The organism is Anoxybacillus dikiliensis, assembly GCF_050613275.1.
Lineage (GTDB): Bacteria > Bacillota > Bacilli > Bacillales > Anoxybacillaceae > Anoxybacillus.
The window spans coordinates 2,452,489-2,470,582 of record NZ_CP187112.1; the positions used below are offsets into that span (position 1 = coordinate 2,452,489).

Here is an 18,094-nt window from a genome sequence, read left to right on the forward strand (position 1 = left end):
CTCATGTGTGCCACTGCTGTTTAATAATTTTCGCATACTTTCCAACCGTTGCTACTGACACCCCGTAACGTTCTCCAAGCATGCGCTGCGTCACACGCTCACCACGATGTTTACGAAACATATATTCAAATGCCGCTGCCCATGCCTCGTGATTCGAAAATGAATCGATTTCCCTCATCGCCTCAACAAAAAAAGAAAACCAAGCAATATATAAAGGCTCGTATTCAAAACCGTTATGTTGAACAAGTAACGTGACAATGCGGTGCGCATCTACCATAGGCTTTTGGCGTTCATTTCCATATACATAATCGCTCCACTGCTGTAAAAACGGATGAGACCACGATTGCTTCGGAAACGGACAATCGTCTGCTGCAAACGATTTGCTGATTAAATATAACGCATAAAATGAAGAAGCTATATCTTGCTTTTCAAATAGCGATTGAATATGCTCAATCGTCTGTTCACGATAGCGCCAAGGTTCGCTTCCTTTTTTATCTGGATGAAGCGCAATTAATTTTTGCCACATCGACTCCGCTAACGCGCGATATCCCATATGATATGCAGCATATGCATACCAATAATAAAACGGTGCATCTCCTTCAAAGCCGCGCCGTTGCAATTGACGGAACCATTGAAACGCTAAGTCATAGCGTCCAACGATTGCAAACGTCACTCCAAGCTTATAACGGTGCTCAAATGAAATCGGATATACGTTTTGCAACGAATGAGTGAGTAAAAACAATCGCTCTTGCTCCTGTAAATAATACGAAAACACCGCATCATTGCAAAGCGCATGCAAATTGCCTGGATTTTGCTTCAAAATATATTCGATCGTTCGTCTCGCTTTTTCGACATTCCCTTGATAAAAATAAGCGAGCGCTAAATTGTTGTAAGCGGCCCAATTTTCTGGATGTTGTTCAATCATTTCTTCAAACAAAGCAATCGCTTCCTGAAATTCACCTTTCTCAAGGAGCGAGCGAGCCCGTTCTTGTTTTATTAACATCTCGTCATAATTGAGCCACTCATCATCATCTTGTTCAATCGTTAAAATATCTAATAAATCGAGCGTATATTCCACAAATTCCCCATCCGGCTCGCGCTCTATATATTGTTCAGCATACTTCGCCGCCTCGCCAAATAACCCTAGGTGGGCATAGTTGTTTGCTAAAAAATAAAAGCATTCCGTTAAATCGGCATCACGTTCAATGACGCGCAATAACCATTCGTTTGATTGCACATATTCCCCCAATTCTGACAATACAATCGCCAGTTGGCATGCAAATGGGCTTTGTTCTGGCTCAAGTTGCACCGCCCGTTGCAAATATGCTCTCGCTTTATGCAAATCACGGCGACGATAACATGCTAATCCTTTATTAAAAAAGTACGTACCGTCTTGAATAAACGGAATGACTTTTCCGACACGTTTTTGCAAATGTTTTTCCATCGAACCCTCCATGTTGATTTCTTTCACCGAAAGAAAGTATACCACATTTTCGCTCCAGAACAACATGGATGGGCGAAAAAGCGTTACCGATGACGTTCCGCTAATACAGAAAGCACATCATCGAGCGACACGCGCTGTTCACGCAGCAAAACGAGCAAATGATACAATAAATCGGCTACTTCCCATCGCAGCTCTTCTTTTGAACGGTTTTTTGCCGCAATAATGACTTCTGCTGCTTCTTCCCCAACTTTTTTTGCGATTTTATCGATTCCTTTTTCAAATAAATATGTTGTGTACGATCCTTCAGGACGCTTCGCTTCACGCTCCGCAATGACCGATTCTAACACATTTAGCACTGCAAAACGATCCGGTTTGGCAACAGGCTTTTCATCTTGCAACCGATGATGAAAACAAGAATATTCTCCCGTATGGCATGCCGGTCCTTTTGGCTCAACAAGAATAAGAAGTGCGTCTGCATCGCAGTCGTAGCGAATATCAACAACTTTTTGTACGTTTCCGGACGTTTCCCCTTTATGCCATAGCTCTTGCCGCGAGCGGCTATAAAACCATGTTTCTTTCGTTTCCAACGTTTTTTGTAGCGATTGCTCGTTCATATATGCTAATGTCAACACTTCTTTACTGTGCGCATCTTGTACGATGGCCGGCACAAGCCCTTGCTCATTCAATCGAATATTCATCGAACGTTTACCCCCTTTTCGCGCACGTACTGTTTCACTTGCTGGACAGACGTTTCTTTATAATGAAAAATCGAGGCAGCTAATGCCGCATCCGCTTGAGCCGTTTGAAACACATCAACAAAATGTTGAGCGCACCCTGCTCCTCCCGATGCAATGACAGGGACGGGCACCGCTTCACTTACTCGTTTCGTTAACTCTAAATCAAATCCATCTTTTCCGCCATCGCGATCCATACTTGTTAATAAAATTTCTCCTGCTCCGCGCTTCACAGCCTCTTTCGCCCAGTCAACGACTTCCCAATCCGTCGGTCGTCGGCCGCCATGCGTATAGACGCGCCACGACTGCATCGTTGGATCATACTTTGCGTCAATTGCCACAACAATACATTGCGAACCAAAAAATTGCGCTCCTTCTGTAATAAGCTCGGGACGCAACAATGCCGATGTATTGACAGACACTTTGTCCGCACCCGCACGCAAAATCGTTTTCATATCTTCTAATGTGCGAATGCCTCCCCCAACAGTAAACGGAATAGCAAGCTGAGCAGCAACACGGCGTACGACGTCTACCATCGTTTTTCGACCTTCATGTGATGCGGAAATATCTAAAAAAACAAGCTCGTCCGCCCCTTGTTCATCGTATACGCGCGCGAGCTCAACCGGATCGCCCGCATCGCGCAAGGAAACAAATTGCACACCTTTCACAACGCGACCATCTTTCACATCTAAACAAGGGATAATGCGCTTTGTAATCATTTCCCCACCGCCTTTAATGCCTCAGCAACTGTAAACTGATTTGTATATAACGCTTTGCCGACAATCGCTCCGCATACTCCATCGTTTTCAAATTGTTTTAAGGAGCATAAATCATCAAGCGAGCGAATGCCTCCGGAGGCAATGACACGTTTGTTTGTTTCTTTCGCTAGCCGAACGACCGCGTCGATATTTGGTCCTGATAACATTCCATCCGTCGCGATATCAGTAAAAATAAACGTTTCCGCCCCAGCTTCCGCAAGCTGTTTGCCAAGTTCAACGGCATCGATCGTTGATGTATGCGTCCATCCTTCCGTCGCAACAAACCCATTTTTCGCATCAATGCCGATGACAATGCGCTCACCATATGTGCGAAGCATCGCTTTGACAAATGGAGGATTTGAAATGGCTGCGCTCCCTAAAATGACGCGCGCCACACCTCGCTCTAAATAATATGCGACATCTTCTTCCGTACGAATGCCGCCACCAATTTGAACGCTCACCCCAAGCGTCTTTGCTACTTCAACGACGAATGTATCATTCACTCGTCTGCCTTCTTTCGCCCCATCTAAATCGACCATATGAATCCATGTCGCGCCTTGTGAAACGAACGAACGAGCCATTTCAACAGGGGAATGACCGTATACCGTTTCTTGATTGTAATCTCCTTGTATAAGGCGAACGCACTTCCCACCGCGCATATCGATAGCCGGATAAATAGTAAACATTAGCCCCTCTCCCTTTCTACAATCCTCGCATAGTTTTTCAATAGACGCATACCGAGTGTTCCGCTTTTCTCGGGATGAAATTGTGTACCAAATATTGTTCCACGTCCAACAACTGCAGGTACTTCCACATCATATTGGGCGCTAGCTAACACAACCGTTGGCTCACTCGTTTGCACATAATACGAATGAACGAAATATACGTGCCCTCGCTCAACGTCATCAAAAAGCGGGGATGGTTGATGAAAAACGAGTTCATTCCATCCCATATGCGGTACTTTATATCGTGCTCCCTCTTTCGTTATACCGCTAAAACGAACGACGCGGCCCGGAAGCAACTTTAAGCCAGACGTCAAACCGTTTTCTTCGCTTTCTTCAAACAATAGTTGCATGCCTAAACAAATGCCGAGAATCGGCTTTCCTTTCGCTACTTGTTTGTGAATAAACGAATCAAGCTTCGTTTCCGCTAAAATGTGCATCGCATCCTTAAATGATCCAACACCCGGTAAAATGAAGCCATCTGCTTGGCGCAATTTGTCTTGATCACTTTCAATAATATACGGTACGTTTAGCCGTTCTAACGCTTTACTGACGCTATATAAATTTCCCATTCCATAATCAATGATGCCGATCATTTACAACATCCCTTTCGTCGAAGGTACCGATTTTACGCGCGGATCGATCATCGTTGCCTCATCGAGCGCACGAGCGAGCGCTTTAAATACCGCTTCAATCATATGGTGCGTATTGCGACCGTAATGGATTATAACGTGTACATTCATTCGTGCTTCTAACGCTAACTTCCATAAAAATTCGTGCACAAGCTCGACATCAAACGTGCCTACTTTTTCACTTGGAAACTGACCGCGAAACTCGAGATGTGGACGATTGCTTACATCAATCACGACTTGGGCGAGCGCATCGTCCATCGGAACGAACGCATTTCCGTATCGTTTTATCCCTTTTTTATCACCGAGCGCTTCTCGAATCGCTTGCCCTAAACAAATGCCAATATCTTCTGTCGTATGATGATCGTCAATGTGCGTATCCCCTTTCGCATGAATAGACAAATTAAAATGTCCATGCTTTGTAAATAAATCAAGCATATGTGTTAAAAACGGAACCCCTGTTTCTAACTCGGCTTTTCCTTCCCCATCAACCGCAAATGTAAGCTCAATTTGTGTTTCATTTGTCACTCGTTTGACTGTTGCTGTGCGCATTATTTTTCTCTCCTTTTCAACCGTTCCTCTACTGCTCGCGCATGTGCTTCAAGTCCTTCCAACCGTGCAAACGCGGCTATTTTCGCTCCATGTTGTTGCCATGCTTGCTCGCTATAAAAAACGATGCTTGATTTTTTCATGAATGCATCGACTGTTAGCCCAGACGAAAAACGGGCGGTCCCATTTGTCGGTAATACATGGTTCGTTCCCGCAAAATAATCCCCAACCGGTTCGGAGCTGTACGGACCTAAAAATATGGCACCTGCGTGTCGAATGTCACTTAATTGCTCAAACGGCTCAGCTGTCATAATTTCTAAATGTTCTGGGGCTAATTCGTTTACGACATCGATCGCTTGCTTCATCGTATCGGTCACATAAATGACACCATAATCGCGAATCGCTTTTTGTGCGATGTTTTTTCGAGGGAGGGTAGCTAATTGCTTTTCGACTTCTTCTTCTACTTTTAACGCAAGCTGTAAAGATGGTGTAACAAATATGCTAACTGCCCGTTCATCATGTTCGGCCTGCGATAATAAATCCGCCGCAATTTCATTCGGCTTTGCCGTCTCATCCGCTAGCACAACAATTTCACTCGGTCCTGCAATCATATCAATATCGACTTGACCGAACACTTCCCTTTTCGCGAGTGCGACATAAATGTTTCCAGGTCCGAAAATTTTATCGACCGGCTCGATCGTCTCCGTACCGTACGCTAATGCGGCAATCGCTTGGGCGCCGCCAACTTTATATATTTCTTGAACGCCGAGCTCACATGCAGCAACAAGTACAGCCGCCGGCAACGTTCCACGCTCATTTGGCGGGGAAACGATGACGATGCGCTTTACTCCAGCCACTTGCGCAGGAATGACATTCATAAGCACCGATGACGGATACGCCGCTGTTCCGCCCGGGACATATAAACCGACCGCATCAAGCGGAGTTACTTTTTGTCCGAGAATCGTTCCATCTTCACGCGTCATAAACCATGACGTTGCGCGTTGCCGCTCGTGATATTCGCGAATGTTTTGTGCCGCTTCGCGAATAATATGAACAATTTCTTCGTCAATGAGCCAGTACGCTTCTTCAATTTCTTCTTGCGTAACCTCTAGCGTATGAAGTGAAATCCCGTCAAACATTTCCGTATATTTTTTCAATGCGACGTCTCCGTTGTTTCGCACCTCATCAATTATTCGTTTCACTGCTTGTCTTTGCTCTTCCGTTCCGCTTTCAATCGTCCGCCGAAGCGAAACCGTCCCTTGTACACGTTCAATTCTCATTGCTCTCCCCCGCCTTCTCAATCGCATATGTTAAACGATCAACCATATGTTCAATCGCCCGATCTTGCATACGATAACTCACTGGATTAACAATAAAACGCGACGTTACATGAACAATTCGTTCGAGCTCAATAAGCCCATTTTCTTTTAACGTTCGCCCTGTCGAAACAATGTCGACAATTCGTTCCGCTAAACCGATGAGCGGTGCTAATTCAACAGAACCATTTAGTTTAATAATTTCCACTTGTTCTCCTTGTTCACGAAAATATGTCGATGCAATATTCGGATACTTTGTTGCGACTCTCGGGGCAATCGGATGAACGCGCGTGTTCGGTAGCCCTGCCACCGCCAAATAACAAGGGCTAATGCGCAAATCTAACATTTCATACACATCACGCTCTTCCTCAAGGAGCACATCTTTCCCAGCAATGCCGACATCGGCAACCCCGTGTTCCACATATGTCACTACGTCCATTGGCTTCGCTAAAATAAAGCGCAGCTGTTCGTTCGGCACGTCAATCATCAGTTTTCGTGAATGTTCTAAATCATCAGGAATGTCGTAGCCCGCTCGTTTTAACAATACGAGCGCCTCCGTAAAAATACGTCCTTTTGGCATCGCAACCGTCAGCATCATTGTTCATCCTTTCCGCGCTTCCCTAATACGTACACGACATCATCAAATGATGCAGTAAATTGATCCATATTTTGAATACCTGCGATGTGTTGCAATACAACATTTTCTCCTTTTTGTCTCATTTCCGCTGCTTTCGCATATGCCTCAGCGAAACGTTCTTGACTAAAAATGATGCACGTCGTTTTTTCTCCACGCTGTTGCTCCCCAATCGCTTCCATCAGACGATCGAGACGCACGCTAAAGCCAGTCGCAGGCGATGGACGATGAAATTTCGCCAGCAATTCATCGTATCGTCCACCATTACCGAGTAAAAATCCAATATTTTTGGCGTATACTTCAAAAAGAATGCCAGTATAGTAGCTCATATGACTCACTAAGCTCATATCTAATTTCACCATATCGGTAACGCCATATTGGTCAACATACGTCCATAATTTTTCCAATTCATCAAGAGCGCGTCGCTCCACTTCTGTCGTCGCATATGCTTTTCCTTCTGCAACGATTTCCTTTCCACCTCTTAATGTTAAAAGACGTAAAAGGCGGTCGCGATCAATCGAAGAAAGCGGCAATGACTTGACATGCTCCCGATAACCGACATAATTTTTTTCATATAAAAAGCGGCGCAACGTTTCTACCCGTTGTTCTTGACGCAAAATATCAAAAAACAACGCATCAACGTAACCAATATGACCAATCGTTACCGTAAAATCACGTAGCCCTGCCCGTTTTAAAGCAAAAATCATTAAACTGATGACTTCCGCATCAGCATACATCGTACCGTCTCCGATGTATTCCACTCCCACTTGTTCAAACTCTGCCGGTCGTCCTCCTTCCCGTTGTTGAGCGCGAAATACATTTGCTGCATACGCTAAACGGAGCGGGCAACCTTCCTCATATAACTTCGATGCTGCTAAACGGGCGATAGGGGCAGTCATATCTGGCCGCAATACGAGCGTATGTCCTTCACGGTCAAGCAATTTAAATAGTTGCTGATCTAAAATGGCCGATGCCTTCCCGACCGTTTCGTCATATTCTAACGTCGGCGTTTCAATAAACGAATATCCCCACGTTTCGACTTCTGCCATCATCGCTTCGCGCAACAGACGTTTTGTTTTATATACATTCGGCAACGTATCCCGCATACCGAGTGGCTTTTCAAACATAAATACTCTCATGTTCGTCCCGGCCTCCTTTCACTTTAGTTCGCTAATATATTAGCAAAGTAAAGATTGTTATTTGTAGTTTACTCCCCGTTTTTCGTTTCGTCAACTACAAACTCATTCGATATTTTTCGACTCGAATCCTGTTTACTCATAAAAAAAAACGCCTTAGCGTTCGCTAAGACGAATGATTTGCATCGGATTGCCGCCAACAAATGCGCCAGCTGGCACATCGCGATGTACGAGCGTACCTGCGGAAACAATGGCACGATCCCCGATCGTCACCCCCGGCAAAATGGTTGTATTGGCTCCAATCATGACATCGTTGCCGATGATGACGTCTCCAAGCCGATACTCGTTCACTAAATATTCATGCGCTAAAATCGTCGTATTATAGCCGATAATTGTGTTATTGCCAATGCGAATTTTTTCTGGGAACAAAATATCTGGCATGACCATAAACGCAAGCGCCGTATGTTCGCCGATTTCCATGCGTAAAAACGTGCGATACAACCAGTTTTTCAGCGGAAAAAAAGGAGTATACCGCCCGATGAAAATGACGATGACATTTTTCAATACTTTCCAAAACGAAACAGTTCGATATAGTTGCCATAAAGAGTTTGCCCCTTGTACAGCATGGCGTTCAGTTTTTCTCAACGCCAGTCACCCCTAAAATACTTAGCAAATCGCTCATTTTCTCAAGCATAAAATCTGGCTCGTATGCAGCTAAATGCTCGCGTCCTTTAATCGTCCAAGCCACTCCTGCCGTTTTTGTCCCCGCATGTTTTCCAGCTAAAATGTCGTGATGGTTGTCCCCAACCATTAGTGTTTCTTCCGGCTTCGCTTGTAAACAAGCAAGCGCTTTTTCGATCGGTTCAGGATGCGGCTTCGCATGCTCAACATCATCGAGCGTAACGATGCATTCGAAAAACGAATCTAGCTTCGTTAACTTTAAGCCCATATTGACTGTATGACGAATTTTCGTCGTTACAATGCCGAGCTTGAATCCGTGTTCATGTAGCGTTCGTACCGTATCATATACCGTTTCATATTCTTTCACTAACGCATCATGATGGGCATGATTAAACGCTCGATACGTCTCAATCATTTCATCGGCACGCTCCGGATCAATCGCCTCAAACGTATCGCGGAGCGGCGGTCCGATAAAAGCGAGCACATCTTCACGCGTATATTGATTTGGATAGTAATGGTTGAGCGTATGCAAAAATGACTCAATAATTAAGTCATTCGTATTAATAAGCGTTCCATCTAAGTCAAACAAAATCGTGTTAATATTCATACGTTGCTTCCTTTCTTTTTCGATGTTCGATTTGATTCCAAATAAAACTTAACGTAGCTGTGAGCAAAATTGCCGTCACAAGCCGAATGACAAGAAGCGGCCAGACAGGAATGCCAAGAGGCACAAATAACAACGTATCTTCTACAACCGCATGGCACGCCACTAAAAATAAAAACGTTAACGTTAAATCTTTTTTCGACACTCCGTCTTCCTTTACCGCTTGAATCATGACGCCCGCACCATAAGCAAGCCCGAACAACAACCCTGCCGCCATCGTCAACGATGCATTTTCACGAATGCCGAGTAAGCGCGCAAACGGGGATAACCATTTTGAAAGCGTATCAAGCCACTTTAATTCTTTTAACACTTGAATGACAATCATCAACGGAATAATGATCAACGCAAGCTGTCCAATGCCGTATAACGCTCTTTCCACTCCTATCCAAACGATTTCTCCCCACGTATTTGGAGTTGTTGAAGCCTGCGGTACAAGTCCATATTTCGCCATTTGTTGTCCGCCGTCCCATAACACGTGAATGAGCCAAGCAGCACTAAACGCTAGCCCGACGCGAACCGCAACCGTCCACCAAACACGAACACCTACTTGCGCGGCAACGGCAGACTCAACGAGCATATTGTGCGAAAACGACAACATGACAGCCAAAATAAACACTTCTTTCACTGTCAAATCCATCGTTAACATCGCACCAATGCCAGCGTATAAATTTAAAAAATTGCCGAGCACTAAAACAAGCGCGGCATCCCCCGGTAAACCGATCCAACGCATGATCGGCGTCAACATGTTTGTCACCCAAGGCAAAACAGGGGAATATTGTAGCAATGTCACAATGACGGTAATCGGAAAAATCACTTTTCCGAGCGTCCATGTCGTTTTCAATCCAACAAACAAACCCCTTCGAAACATGCCGCTCTCCCCCTTAATCGTTGTACCGCTCGTTTGCTAAGCCGCGCATACGGCGCAAAACGATCATTCCAACCGCAAATGCAATAAGCAACAGTGAAATAAACTGCGCCATACGAATCGTTTCTGTTAACATTAAACTATCCGTCCGCAATCCTTCAATGAAAAAGCGCCCGATTGAATACCAAATGATGTACGTGAAAAATAACTCCCCTCGCCGCAAATTTCTTCTCCGCAACGCAAGCAAAAGGAGAAAACCGAGCATGTTCCATAATGATTCATATAAAAACGTTGGATGATAATATTGCCCTTGTATGTACATTTGATTAATGATCCAATCTGGCAAATGTAAACTTTCTAAAAACGCACGAGACACCGGCCCACCGTGCGCCTCTTGGTTCATAAAATTTCCCCAGCGTCCGATCGCCTGCCCTAAAATGATGCTTGGCGCTGCAATATCAGCTAGTTTCCAAAACGACAGTCCTCGTTTTTTAGCGAACACAACACCTGTCACAATTGCACCAATTAAACCGCCATGAATGGCCAAGCCACCGTGCCAAATTTGTGGAATTTCACTTATATGTTTGGAATAGTAGTCCCATTGAAAAATCACGTAATACGCACGTGCGCATAAAATCGCAATCGGCACAGCAATTAATACAAGATCAACAAACGTTTCTTTTCGTATACCTAACCGCTCGCTTTCTCGCGTAGCTAGCCAAAGTCCAAGCAATACACCCGCCGCAATAATGACGCCGTACCAGTAAATTGTAATTGGACCAAGTTGGAAAAAAACGCGATCGAGCGGTTCAATATGCATAAACATTCCTACTCATCCTCTCATTCATAATCATGTTCCGCATCGCCAATCGCATCCGCCAAGCGAGCAGAAAACTCTTCCGCTGCATTCACGCCCATCCGTTTTAGACGGAAATTCATCGCTGCCACTTCAATAATGACCGCTAAGTTTCGTCCCGGACGAACGGGGATCGTCAATTTCGTCACTTCCGTATCAATAATTTTTACCTTTTCTTCTTCAAGACCGAGACGATCGTATTGTTTGTTTGGATCCCATAATTCTAAATCAATGATGAGCGAAATACGTTTATGCGGGCGCACCGCTCCTGCTCCAAATAGCGTCATGACGTTGATGATGCCAAGTCCGCGAATCTCAAGTAAATGTTCAATTAGTTCTGGTGCGCTACCAATCAATAAGTTTTCATCTTCTTGGCGAATTTCGACGCAATCATCTGCCACGAGACGATGTCCGCGCTTCACAAGCTCAAGCGCCGTTTCACTCTTTCCGACACCGCTTTTCCCTGTAATGAGTACACCGACACCATACACATCGACGAGCACCCCATGCACAGCAGTCGTCGGTGCAAGCTTACTTTCTAAATAGTTTGTCAGACGGCTAGCGAGCCGCGTCGTCTTCATCGGCGAGCGCATCACCGGCACTTCTTTTTTCTCTGATGCTTCAATCAGTTCTTTTGGCACTTCTAATCCGCGAGAGACGATAATCGCAGGGGTAATATCGGTACATAACTTTTCCATGCGCAATCGCTTTTCTACAGGTGTTAATCGTTCAAAAAACGATAGTTCTGTCATGCCGAGCAATTGCACACGTTCCGCTGGATAATATGCAAAATAGCCGGCCATTTCAATGCCCGGACGAGATAAGTCGCTCGTTGTAATCGGCCGATGAATCCCTTCCGCCCCGCTTACAAGCTCAAATTGAAACTCATCAATTAAATCTTTTGTCCGCACTTTTGGCATATGAATCCCTCCTTCTTCCTTTTCTCATTGTAACACTTTCATGTAAAAATAAAAACGCTCACGCACGAAGCGGAACGTTTTACTTTTCTTTTTTAAGCGAATCAATGACAACATGAAAAAGCGAAATAGCGAGCGACGCAAATAGCGCTGTACTAAAACTACCAATTTGAAATGAACTTCCCATCAACCACGCCGTCAGTGATAACGTCATCGCATTAACGACAAATAAAAATAAACCGAATGTCAACACAGTAACCGGGAGCGTCAGCAAAATAAGAAGCGGTTTCACGAACGTATTTAATAAAGACAAAAGGAAGCTCGCTAGAAACGCAGCCCCAATCCCGGACAAATAAATCGACTCAAAATACCCCGCAAGCGCCAATAATAAAATCGCGTTAATAGCTATATGTGCAAGCCATCTCATATGGCATTCTCCTCATTTGGGATAATAAACACGGCTAGTGCATACAAAATGGCGAATGGCATGACGCCAGTAATAAGCAATAATGCAACAAATAATAATCGAACAACGGTTGCATCCATATTCATATAAGCCGCTAATCCGCTCAACACGCCCGCAACCATTCGATCACGGCGAAGCCTAACAAGCTTTTTCATTCATACATCCCTCCCGATTCCTGTATCACTTGTATACCTTTTATAATATTCCACACGATGACAATCACATGTACAATGCCACCAACAACGATTCCGATGAATGGAAGACCGATCCATCCGTCCACCCCAACGATTGTGAATATAAAAAACAATCCAAAAGCTATCATGACAATCGCAATAGGGATGAGATGAGACAATAATGATTTTTTCGCATGCTCTTTTACTCGTTCATGTTTCGTTACAAAATAAACGATAATCGGAAATAAAAACGGAGCAAAAAATACACTGAAATAACATAACACCGCAAGCAATTTATTTCCTTCCATTTACGATTCCCCCTTTTTCCCTTTACTCATACATACGTTTCATACCAAGGAAAGTTTCGCACAAAAAAACCGAGCGCATTATACGCTCGGTATACGTTGACGCATGCGTTCGCGATCGCGCGCTAAAATTGGTTGTAAATACCGTCCGGTATATGATTGTTCAATTTGAGCGACTTCCTCAGGCGTACCTGCCGCAACGATTTGTCCGCCACCATCTCCACCTTCTGGTCCAAGGTCGATAATATAGTCTGCCGTTTTAATGACGTCCAAATTATGTTCGATGACGAGCACCGTATCCCCTTGTTCAACGAGCCGCTGTAACACGTTTAATAAACGGGCAATATCATCAACATGTAAACCCGTTGTCGGTTCGTCTAAAATGTATAACGTTCTTCCTGTTGAACGGCGATGTAGCTCCGATGCTAACTTCACCCGCTGCGCTTCACCCCCGGAAAGCGTTGTAGCCGGTTGGCCGAGCTGCATATAACCGAGGCCGACATCGTATAACGTTTGCAATTTCCGTTTAATTTTCGGGATATTTTCGAAAAACGTGAGCGCTTCTTCTACTGTCATATCAAGCACTTCGGCGATATTTTTATCTTTATATTTTACCTCTAGCGTTTCGCGATTGTATCGCTTGCCGTGGCATACTTCACACGGCACATAGACATCAGGTAAAAAGTGCATTTCGATCTTTATAATCCCGTCGCCACGACACGCTTCGCAACGACCGCCTTTTACATTAAAACTAAACCGCCCTTTTTGATACCCGCGCATTTTCGCTTCGTTCGTCGTCGCAAATAAATCGCGAATGTCGTCAAAGACGCCTGTATATGTCGCAGGGTTTGAGCGCGGTGTGCGACCGATTGGTGATTGATCGATATCAATTACTTTATCTAAATAATGAATACCGTAAATGTCTGTATGTTCTCCCGGTTTCACTTTCGCATGATGCAACTTTTGCGCTAACGCTTTATGCAAAATTTCATTAATAAGCGTACTTTTCCCCGAACCGGATACGCCTGTCACCGTAACAAACAATCCGAGCGGAATGCGGACATCGACGTTTTTCAAGTTGTTCTCTCGCGCCCCGATTACTTCAAGCCAACGGCCGTCTGGCTTTCTCCGTTCAATCGGAAGCGGAATAAATTTTTTCCCTGATAAATATTGGCCCGTTAACGAACGCGAATCGTTCATTACTTCTTCTGGTGTTCCAGCAGCAACGACTTGTCCGCCATGTGCTCCGGCTCCCGGCCCGATGTCAATTAAATAATCTGCCGCAAGCATCGTATCTTCATCGTGCTCCACGACAATGAGCGTGTTCCCTAAATCGCGCATGCTTTGCAACGTCGCAATAAGCCGGTCGTTATCGCGCTGATGAAGACCAATAGAAGGTTCGTCTAACACGTATAATACACCCGTTAAGCGCGAGCCAATTTGCGTCGCTAGTCGAATGCGTTGCGCTTCTCCTCCCGAAAGCGTTCCTGCAGCGCGATTTAACGTTAAATAATCGAGCCCAACATTTTTTAAAAAGCCGAGGCGCTCGACAATTTCACGCAAAATTAAATGGGCGATTTTTTGTTCTTTTTCCGTTAGGTGAAGCGTTTCAAAAAACGTTAACGCTTCGTTCACCGACATCGCTGTTACTTCGCCAATATGTTTGCCGCCAACGAACACAGCTAAACTTTCCTTTTTCAAACGGTTGCCATGACACGTCGGACACGGCTGTTCGGTCATATATTTTTCCATTTGCTCCCGCACGTAATCCGATGTCGTTTCACGATAACGGCGTTCAACGTTGCGCACGACCCCTTCAAACTCCACATACGTTTCGCGCACATGGCCAAAGTCGTTTTCATAACGAAAATATATTTTTTCGCCATTTGATCCGTACAATAAAAGGTCGAGCTGTTGTTTTGGCAACTGTTTCACAGGCACGTCCATATCGATGCGGTAATGTCGACATACCGTTTCTAACAATTGCGGATAATATTGCGAGCTTTGCGGTTCCCATGGAGCGAGCGCATGTTCACGAAGCGTCAGCTCTTTATTAGGAATGACTAAATCGAGATCGACTTCAAGCTTTGCCCCTAATCCGTCACATGATGGACATGCGCCGTACGGGCTGTTAAATGAAAATAGGCGCGGCTCTAGTTCGCCAATCGAAAAGCCGCAATGCGGACAAGCGTGATGTTCACTAAACAACAATTCTTCTTGTCCGATCACATCGACGAGCACTTTGCCTTCTGCAAGCTTTAACGCCGTTTCAAGCGAATCGGCAAGGCGTGACTGAATGCCTTCTTTCATCACAATGCGATCTACGACGACTTCAATACAATGTTTTTTGTTTTTCTCAAGCACGATGTCTTCCGATACGTCACGCAATTCCCCGTCGACGCGAACGCGCACATATCCTTGTTTTTTTATTTCTTCTAACGTTTTCACATGCGTCCCTTTTCGTCCGGAAACGATAGGGGCTAATATTTGCATCTTCGTCCGCTCTGGATATTGCATAAGGCGGTCAACCATTTGTTCAATCGTTTGCGACGTAATTTCAATGCCGTGCGTTGGACAAACAGGGCGACCGATGCGCGCAAACAGTAAACGTAAATAGTCGTAAATTTCCGTCACCGTTCCGACCGTTGAACGCGGATTGCGGCTCGTCGTTTTTTGATCAATCGAAATGGCAGGCGACAGCCCTTCAATCGAATCGACGTCCGGTTTGTCCATTTGCCCTAAAAATTGGCGGGCGTACGCCGATAACGACTCGACATAGCGCCGTTGTCCTTCGGCATAAATGGTGTCAAACGCAAGCGATGATTTTCCAGAGCCAGATAACCCCGTCAACACAACAAGTTTGTTGCGCGGAATGACGACATCAATATTTTTTAAATTGTGCGCACGCGCTCCTTTGACGACAATATGATCCATTCATTACACCTCAGCTTTCAATTCTAAAATGAGATCGCGCAGCTCAGCAGCCCGTTCAAAATGAAGAGCTTTCGCTGCTTCTTTCATTTCTTGTTCCAGTTTGGCGATGAGCGCAACACGTTCTTCTTTTGATAAATGGCGAACGTCTTTTGTTTCATACGGTTCTTTTTCTTCCGCAGCAAATGTCGCGCGAATAACATCTGGAACGTCTTTTTGAATCGTTTTCGGCACGATGCCATGCTCGCGATTGTACGCTTCTTGAATGGCGCGACGTCGCTTCGTTTCGTTAATCGCGATTTCCATTGATTTCGTGATCGTATCGGCATACATAATGACATGACCATTTGCATTGCGCGCTGCCCGTCCAATTGTTTGAATAAGCGAACGCTCAGAACGTAAAAATCCTTCTTTATCCGCATCTAAAATCGCGACAAGCGACACTTCAGGAATATCTAGCCCTTCTCGCAATAAGTTAATGCCGACGAGCACATCGTATTTACCTAATCGCAAATCGCGAATAATTTCAATGCGCTCAAGCGTTTTAATTTCCGAATGCAAATAAGCGACTTGAATGCCGATATCTTTTAAATAATCGGTTAAGTCTTCTGCCATTTTTTTCGTCAATGTCGTCACAAGCGTTCGTTCATTGCAAGCGATTCGCTTTTGAATTTCATCGACTAAATCGTCAATTTGCCCTGCAATTGGTCGCACGTCAATGGTCGGGTCTAGCAATCCGGTCGGACGAATAATTTGCTCGACGACTTCTGGACAATGTTCCAACTCGTACGGACCCGGTGTAGCAGAGACGTAAATGACTTGATTTACTTTTTGCTCAAATTCTTCAAACGTGAGCGGTCGGTTATCTAACGCTGACGGCAAGCGGAAGCCATGTTCGACAAGCACTTCTTTTCTCGCTTTATCACCGTTATACATGCCGCGAATTTGCGGCAATGTCACATGCGATTCATCAATGACGATTAAAAAGTCGTCAGGAAAATAATCTAATAATGTATAAGGCGTCGAACCAGGCGGTCGCAACGTTAAATGGCGCGAATAGTTTTCAATCCCTGAACAAAAGCCCATTTCTTTCATCATTTCAATATCGTAGCGCGTCCGCTGTTCTAACCGTTGCGCTTCAAGCAATTTTCCTTGCTCGCGCAGTTCGCAAAGCCGCTCTTCTAGTTCTTTTTCAATATTTTCAATTGCCAGTTTCATTTTTTCTTCGCGCGTGACGAAGTGAGAGGCTGGAAAAATCGCCACATGTTCTCGTTCCGCCATCACATGTCCCGTCAACGCATCTACTTCGCGGATCCGCTCAATTTCATCACCGAAAAATTCAATGCGAATACAATGCTCATCGCGAGAAGCTGGGAAAATTTCGACGACATCTCCGCGCACCCGAAACGTTCCACGACGAAAATCAATATCGTTTCGTTCGTATTGAATGTCGACAAGCCGACGAAGCAAATGATCGCGCTCCATCTCCATACCGACGCGAAGGGAGACGACAAGTTCACGATATTCTTCCGGTGAACCTAAGCCGTAAATGCATGAAACGCTGGCGATAATAATGACGTCTCGCCGTTCAAATAACGCAGACGTCGCGGAATGGCGCAATTTATCAATTTCATCATTAATGCTCGCATCCTTTTCAATGTACGTATCCGTTTGCGGCACGTACGCTTCCGGCTGATAATAATCGTAATAGCTAACAAAATATTCAACAGCGTTGTTCGGGAAAAACTGTTTAAACTCGCTATACAACTGCCCCGCTAACGTTTTATTATGGGCGATCACTAACGTCGGTTTATTCACTTGTTGAATGACGTTTGAAATCGTAAACGTTTTTCCTGTTCCTGTTGCGCCAAGCAACGTTTGATGCTTTTTCCCTTGCTGAATGCCTTCGACAAGCTTCGCAATCGCTTTCGGCTGATCGCCGCGCGGCTCATAAGCGGATACTAATTGAAATGTGCTCACAACGGTCCCTCCACTTCATTTCTACTTGATATTGTACCATACAAATGAAACGAAAAGCGAAAAATACGAACAAATATTCTATGAAAAAACCTGCCCATATGGACAGGTTTACGACTGTTTTTGCTTTTCTACCATGCGTTTAGCATATAAAAATCCGACGATGAGCGACGCTACATCAGCAACAATTTCATACAATTGATCCGTATATCCTTTCACGTATGACGCCACTAATAATGCGACAGTAAGAAATGTACCGACATAATGGTTATACGTCACCCGCGTAAATAAAATAACTAGCAATGCCGGTACAATGAACGCTAACAAAAACCACATA

Annotated in this window: 20 protein-coding genes; all 20 read right to left on the minus strand. The window is 44.7% G+C overall.

What is annotated here, in order from left to right; all coding sequences use genetic code 11:
* Position 1 precedes the first annotated feature (1 nt).
* Positions 2-1,444 (minus strand): tetratricopeptide repeat protein, encoded by a 1,443-nt coding sequence (locus tag ACPF7I_RS12950; RefSeq protein ID WP_430745874.1) that lies wholly within the window; start codon positions 1,442-1,444, stop codon positions 2-4.
* Between the two features lie 83 nt (positions 1,445-1,527).
* The gene (gene hisIE, locus ACPF7I_RS12955; protein WP_430745872.1) at positions 1,528-2,142 is read right to left on the minus strand and encodes a bifunctional phosphoribosyl-AMP cyclohydrolase/phosphoribosyl-ATP diphosphatase HisIE; all 615 of its coding nucleotides are present in this window, start codon (positions 2,140-2,142) and stop codon (positions 1,528-1,530) included.
* Positions 2,139-2,897, minus strand: coding sequence for an imidazole glycerol phosphate synthase subunit HisF (gene hisF, locus ACPF7I_RS12960; RefSeq protein WP_430745871.1), 759 nt, complete (start codon positions 2,895-2,897; stop codon positions 2,139-2,141). The genes hisIE and hisF overlap by 4 nt, the downstream gene beginning before the upstream one ends.
* Positions 2,894-3,622, minus strand: coding sequence for a 1-(5-phosphoribosyl)-5-[(5-phosphoribosylamino)methylideneamino]imidazole-4-carboxamide isomerase (hisA, locus tag ACPF7I_RS12965; RefSeq protein ID WP_430745869.1), 729 nt, complete (start codon positions 3,620-3,622; stop codon positions 2,894-2,896). Before hisA ends, hisF begins: the two co-directional genes overlap by 4 nt.
* Positions 3,622-4,254 (minus strand): imidazole glycerol phosphate synthase subunit HisH, encoded by a 633-nt coding sequence (hisH, locus tag ACPF7I_RS12970; RefSeq protein ID WP_430745867.1) that lies wholly within the window; start codon positions 4,252-4,254, stop codon positions 3,622-3,624. The genes hisA and hisH overlap by 1 nt, the downstream gene beginning before the upstream one ends.
* Complete coding sequence (gene hisB / locus ACPF7I_RS12975) at positions 4,255-4,839, minus strand: imidazoleglycerol-phosphate dehydratase HisB (protein ID WP_430745866.1); 585 nt, start codon at positions 4,837-4,839, stop codon at positions 4,255-4,257.
* Positions 4,839-6,116 (minus strand): histidinol dehydrogenase, encoded by a 1,278-nt coding sequence (gene hisD / locus ACPF7I_RS12980; protein ID WP_430745864.1) that lies wholly within the window; start codon positions 6,114-6,116, stop codon positions 4,839-4,841. Before hisD ends, hisB begins: the two co-directional genes overlap by 1 nt.
* Positions 6,106-6,747, minus strand: a complete 642-nt coding sequence (gene hisG, locus ACPF7I_RS12985) for an ATP phosphoribosyltransferase (protein WP_165551134.1) — start codon at positions 6,745-6,747, stop codon at positions 6,106-6,108. The genes hisD and hisG overlap by 11 nt, the downstream gene beginning before the upstream one ends.
* Entirely contained in the window at positions 6,747-7,925 is a 1,179-nt protein-coding gene (locus ACPF7I_RS12990) for an ATP phosphoribosyltransferase regulatory subunit (protein WP_430745862.1), read from the minus strand. Before ACPF7I_RS12990 ends, hisG begins: the two co-directional genes overlap by 1 nt.
* Before the next feature lie 153 nt (positions 7,926-8,078).
* Entirely contained in the window at positions 8,079-8,567 is a 489-nt protein-coding gene (locus ACPF7I_RS12995) for an acyltransferase (RefSeq protein WP_430745861.1), read from the minus strand.
* Positions 8,554-9,210, minus strand: a complete 657-nt coding sequence (ppaX, locus tag ACPF7I_RS13000) for a pyrophosphatase PpaX (protein WP_430745859.1) — start codon at positions 9,208-9,210, stop codon at positions 8,554-8,556. Before ppaX ends, ACPF7I_RS12995 begins: the two co-directional genes overlap by 14 nt.
* Positions 9,200-10,135: a nucleoside recognition domain-containing protein gene (locus tag ACPF7I_RS13005; protein WP_430745858.1), complete on the minus strand. Its 936-nt coding sequence runs from the start codon at positions 10,133-10,135 to the stop codon at positions 9,200-9,202. Before ACPF7I_RS13005 ends, ppaX begins: the two co-directional genes overlap by 11 nt.
* A 13-nt stretch (positions 10,136-10,148) precedes the next feature.
* Complete coding sequence (gene lgt / locus ACPF7I_RS13010; protein WP_430745856.1) at positions 10,149-10,958, minus strand: prolipoprotein diacylglyceryl transferase; 810 nt, start codon at positions 10,956-10,958, stop codon at positions 10,149-10,151.
* A gap of 14 nt (positions 10,959-10,972) precedes the next feature.
* Positions 10,973-11,908, minus strand: coding sequence for an HPr(Ser) kinase/phosphatase (gene hprK / locus ACPF7I_RS13015; protein ID WP_430745854.1), 936 nt, complete (start codon positions 11,906-11,908; stop codon positions 10,973-10,975).
* Positions 11,909-11,987: 79 nt separating this feature from the next.
* Positions 11,988-12,332: a phage holin family protein gene (locus ACPF7I_RS13020; RefSeq protein WP_430745852.1), complete on the minus strand. Its 345-nt coding sequence runs from the start codon at positions 12,330-12,332 to the stop codon at positions 11,988-11,990.
* Positions 12,329-12,526, minus strand: coding sequence for a PspC domain-containing protein (locus ACPF7I_RS13025; RefSeq protein WP_430745851.1), 198 nt, complete (start codon positions 12,524-12,526; stop codon positions 12,329-12,331). The genes ACPF7I_RS13020 and ACPF7I_RS13025 overlap by 4 nt, the downstream gene beginning before the upstream one ends.
* Entirely contained in the window at positions 12,523-12,852 is a 330-nt protein-coding gene (locus tag ACPF7I_RS13030) for a DUF4870 domain-containing protein (RefSeq protein WP_430745849.1), read from the minus strand. The genes ACPF7I_RS13025 and ACPF7I_RS13030 overlap by 4 nt, the downstream gene beginning before the upstream one ends.
* A 78-nt stretch (positions 12,853-12,930) precedes the next feature.
* On the minus strand, positions 12,931-15,783 hold the full coding sequence (gene uvrA / locus ACPF7I_RS13035; RefSeq protein ID WP_430745847.1) for an excinuclease ABC subunit UvrA: 2,853 nt from the start codon (positions 15,781-15,783) through the stop codon (positions 12,931-12,933).
* A gap of 3 nt (positions 15,784-15,786) precedes the next feature.
* Positions 15,787-17,760 carry an excinuclease ABC subunit UvrB gene (uvrB, locus tag ACPF7I_RS13040; RefSeq protein WP_430745845.1) on the minus strand — a complete coding sequence of 658 codons (1,974 nt, stop codon included), beginning with the start codon at positions 17,758-17,760 and terminating at the stop codon, positions 15,787-15,789.
* Between the two features lie 108 nt (positions 17,761-17,868).
* Positions 17,869-18,093: a CsbA family protein gene (locus ACPF7I_RS13045; RefSeq protein ID WP_430745844.1), complete on the minus strand. Its 225-nt coding sequence runs from the start codon at positions 18,091-18,093 to the stop codon at positions 17,869-17,871.
* Between the last annotated feature and the right edge of the window lies 1 nt (position 18,094).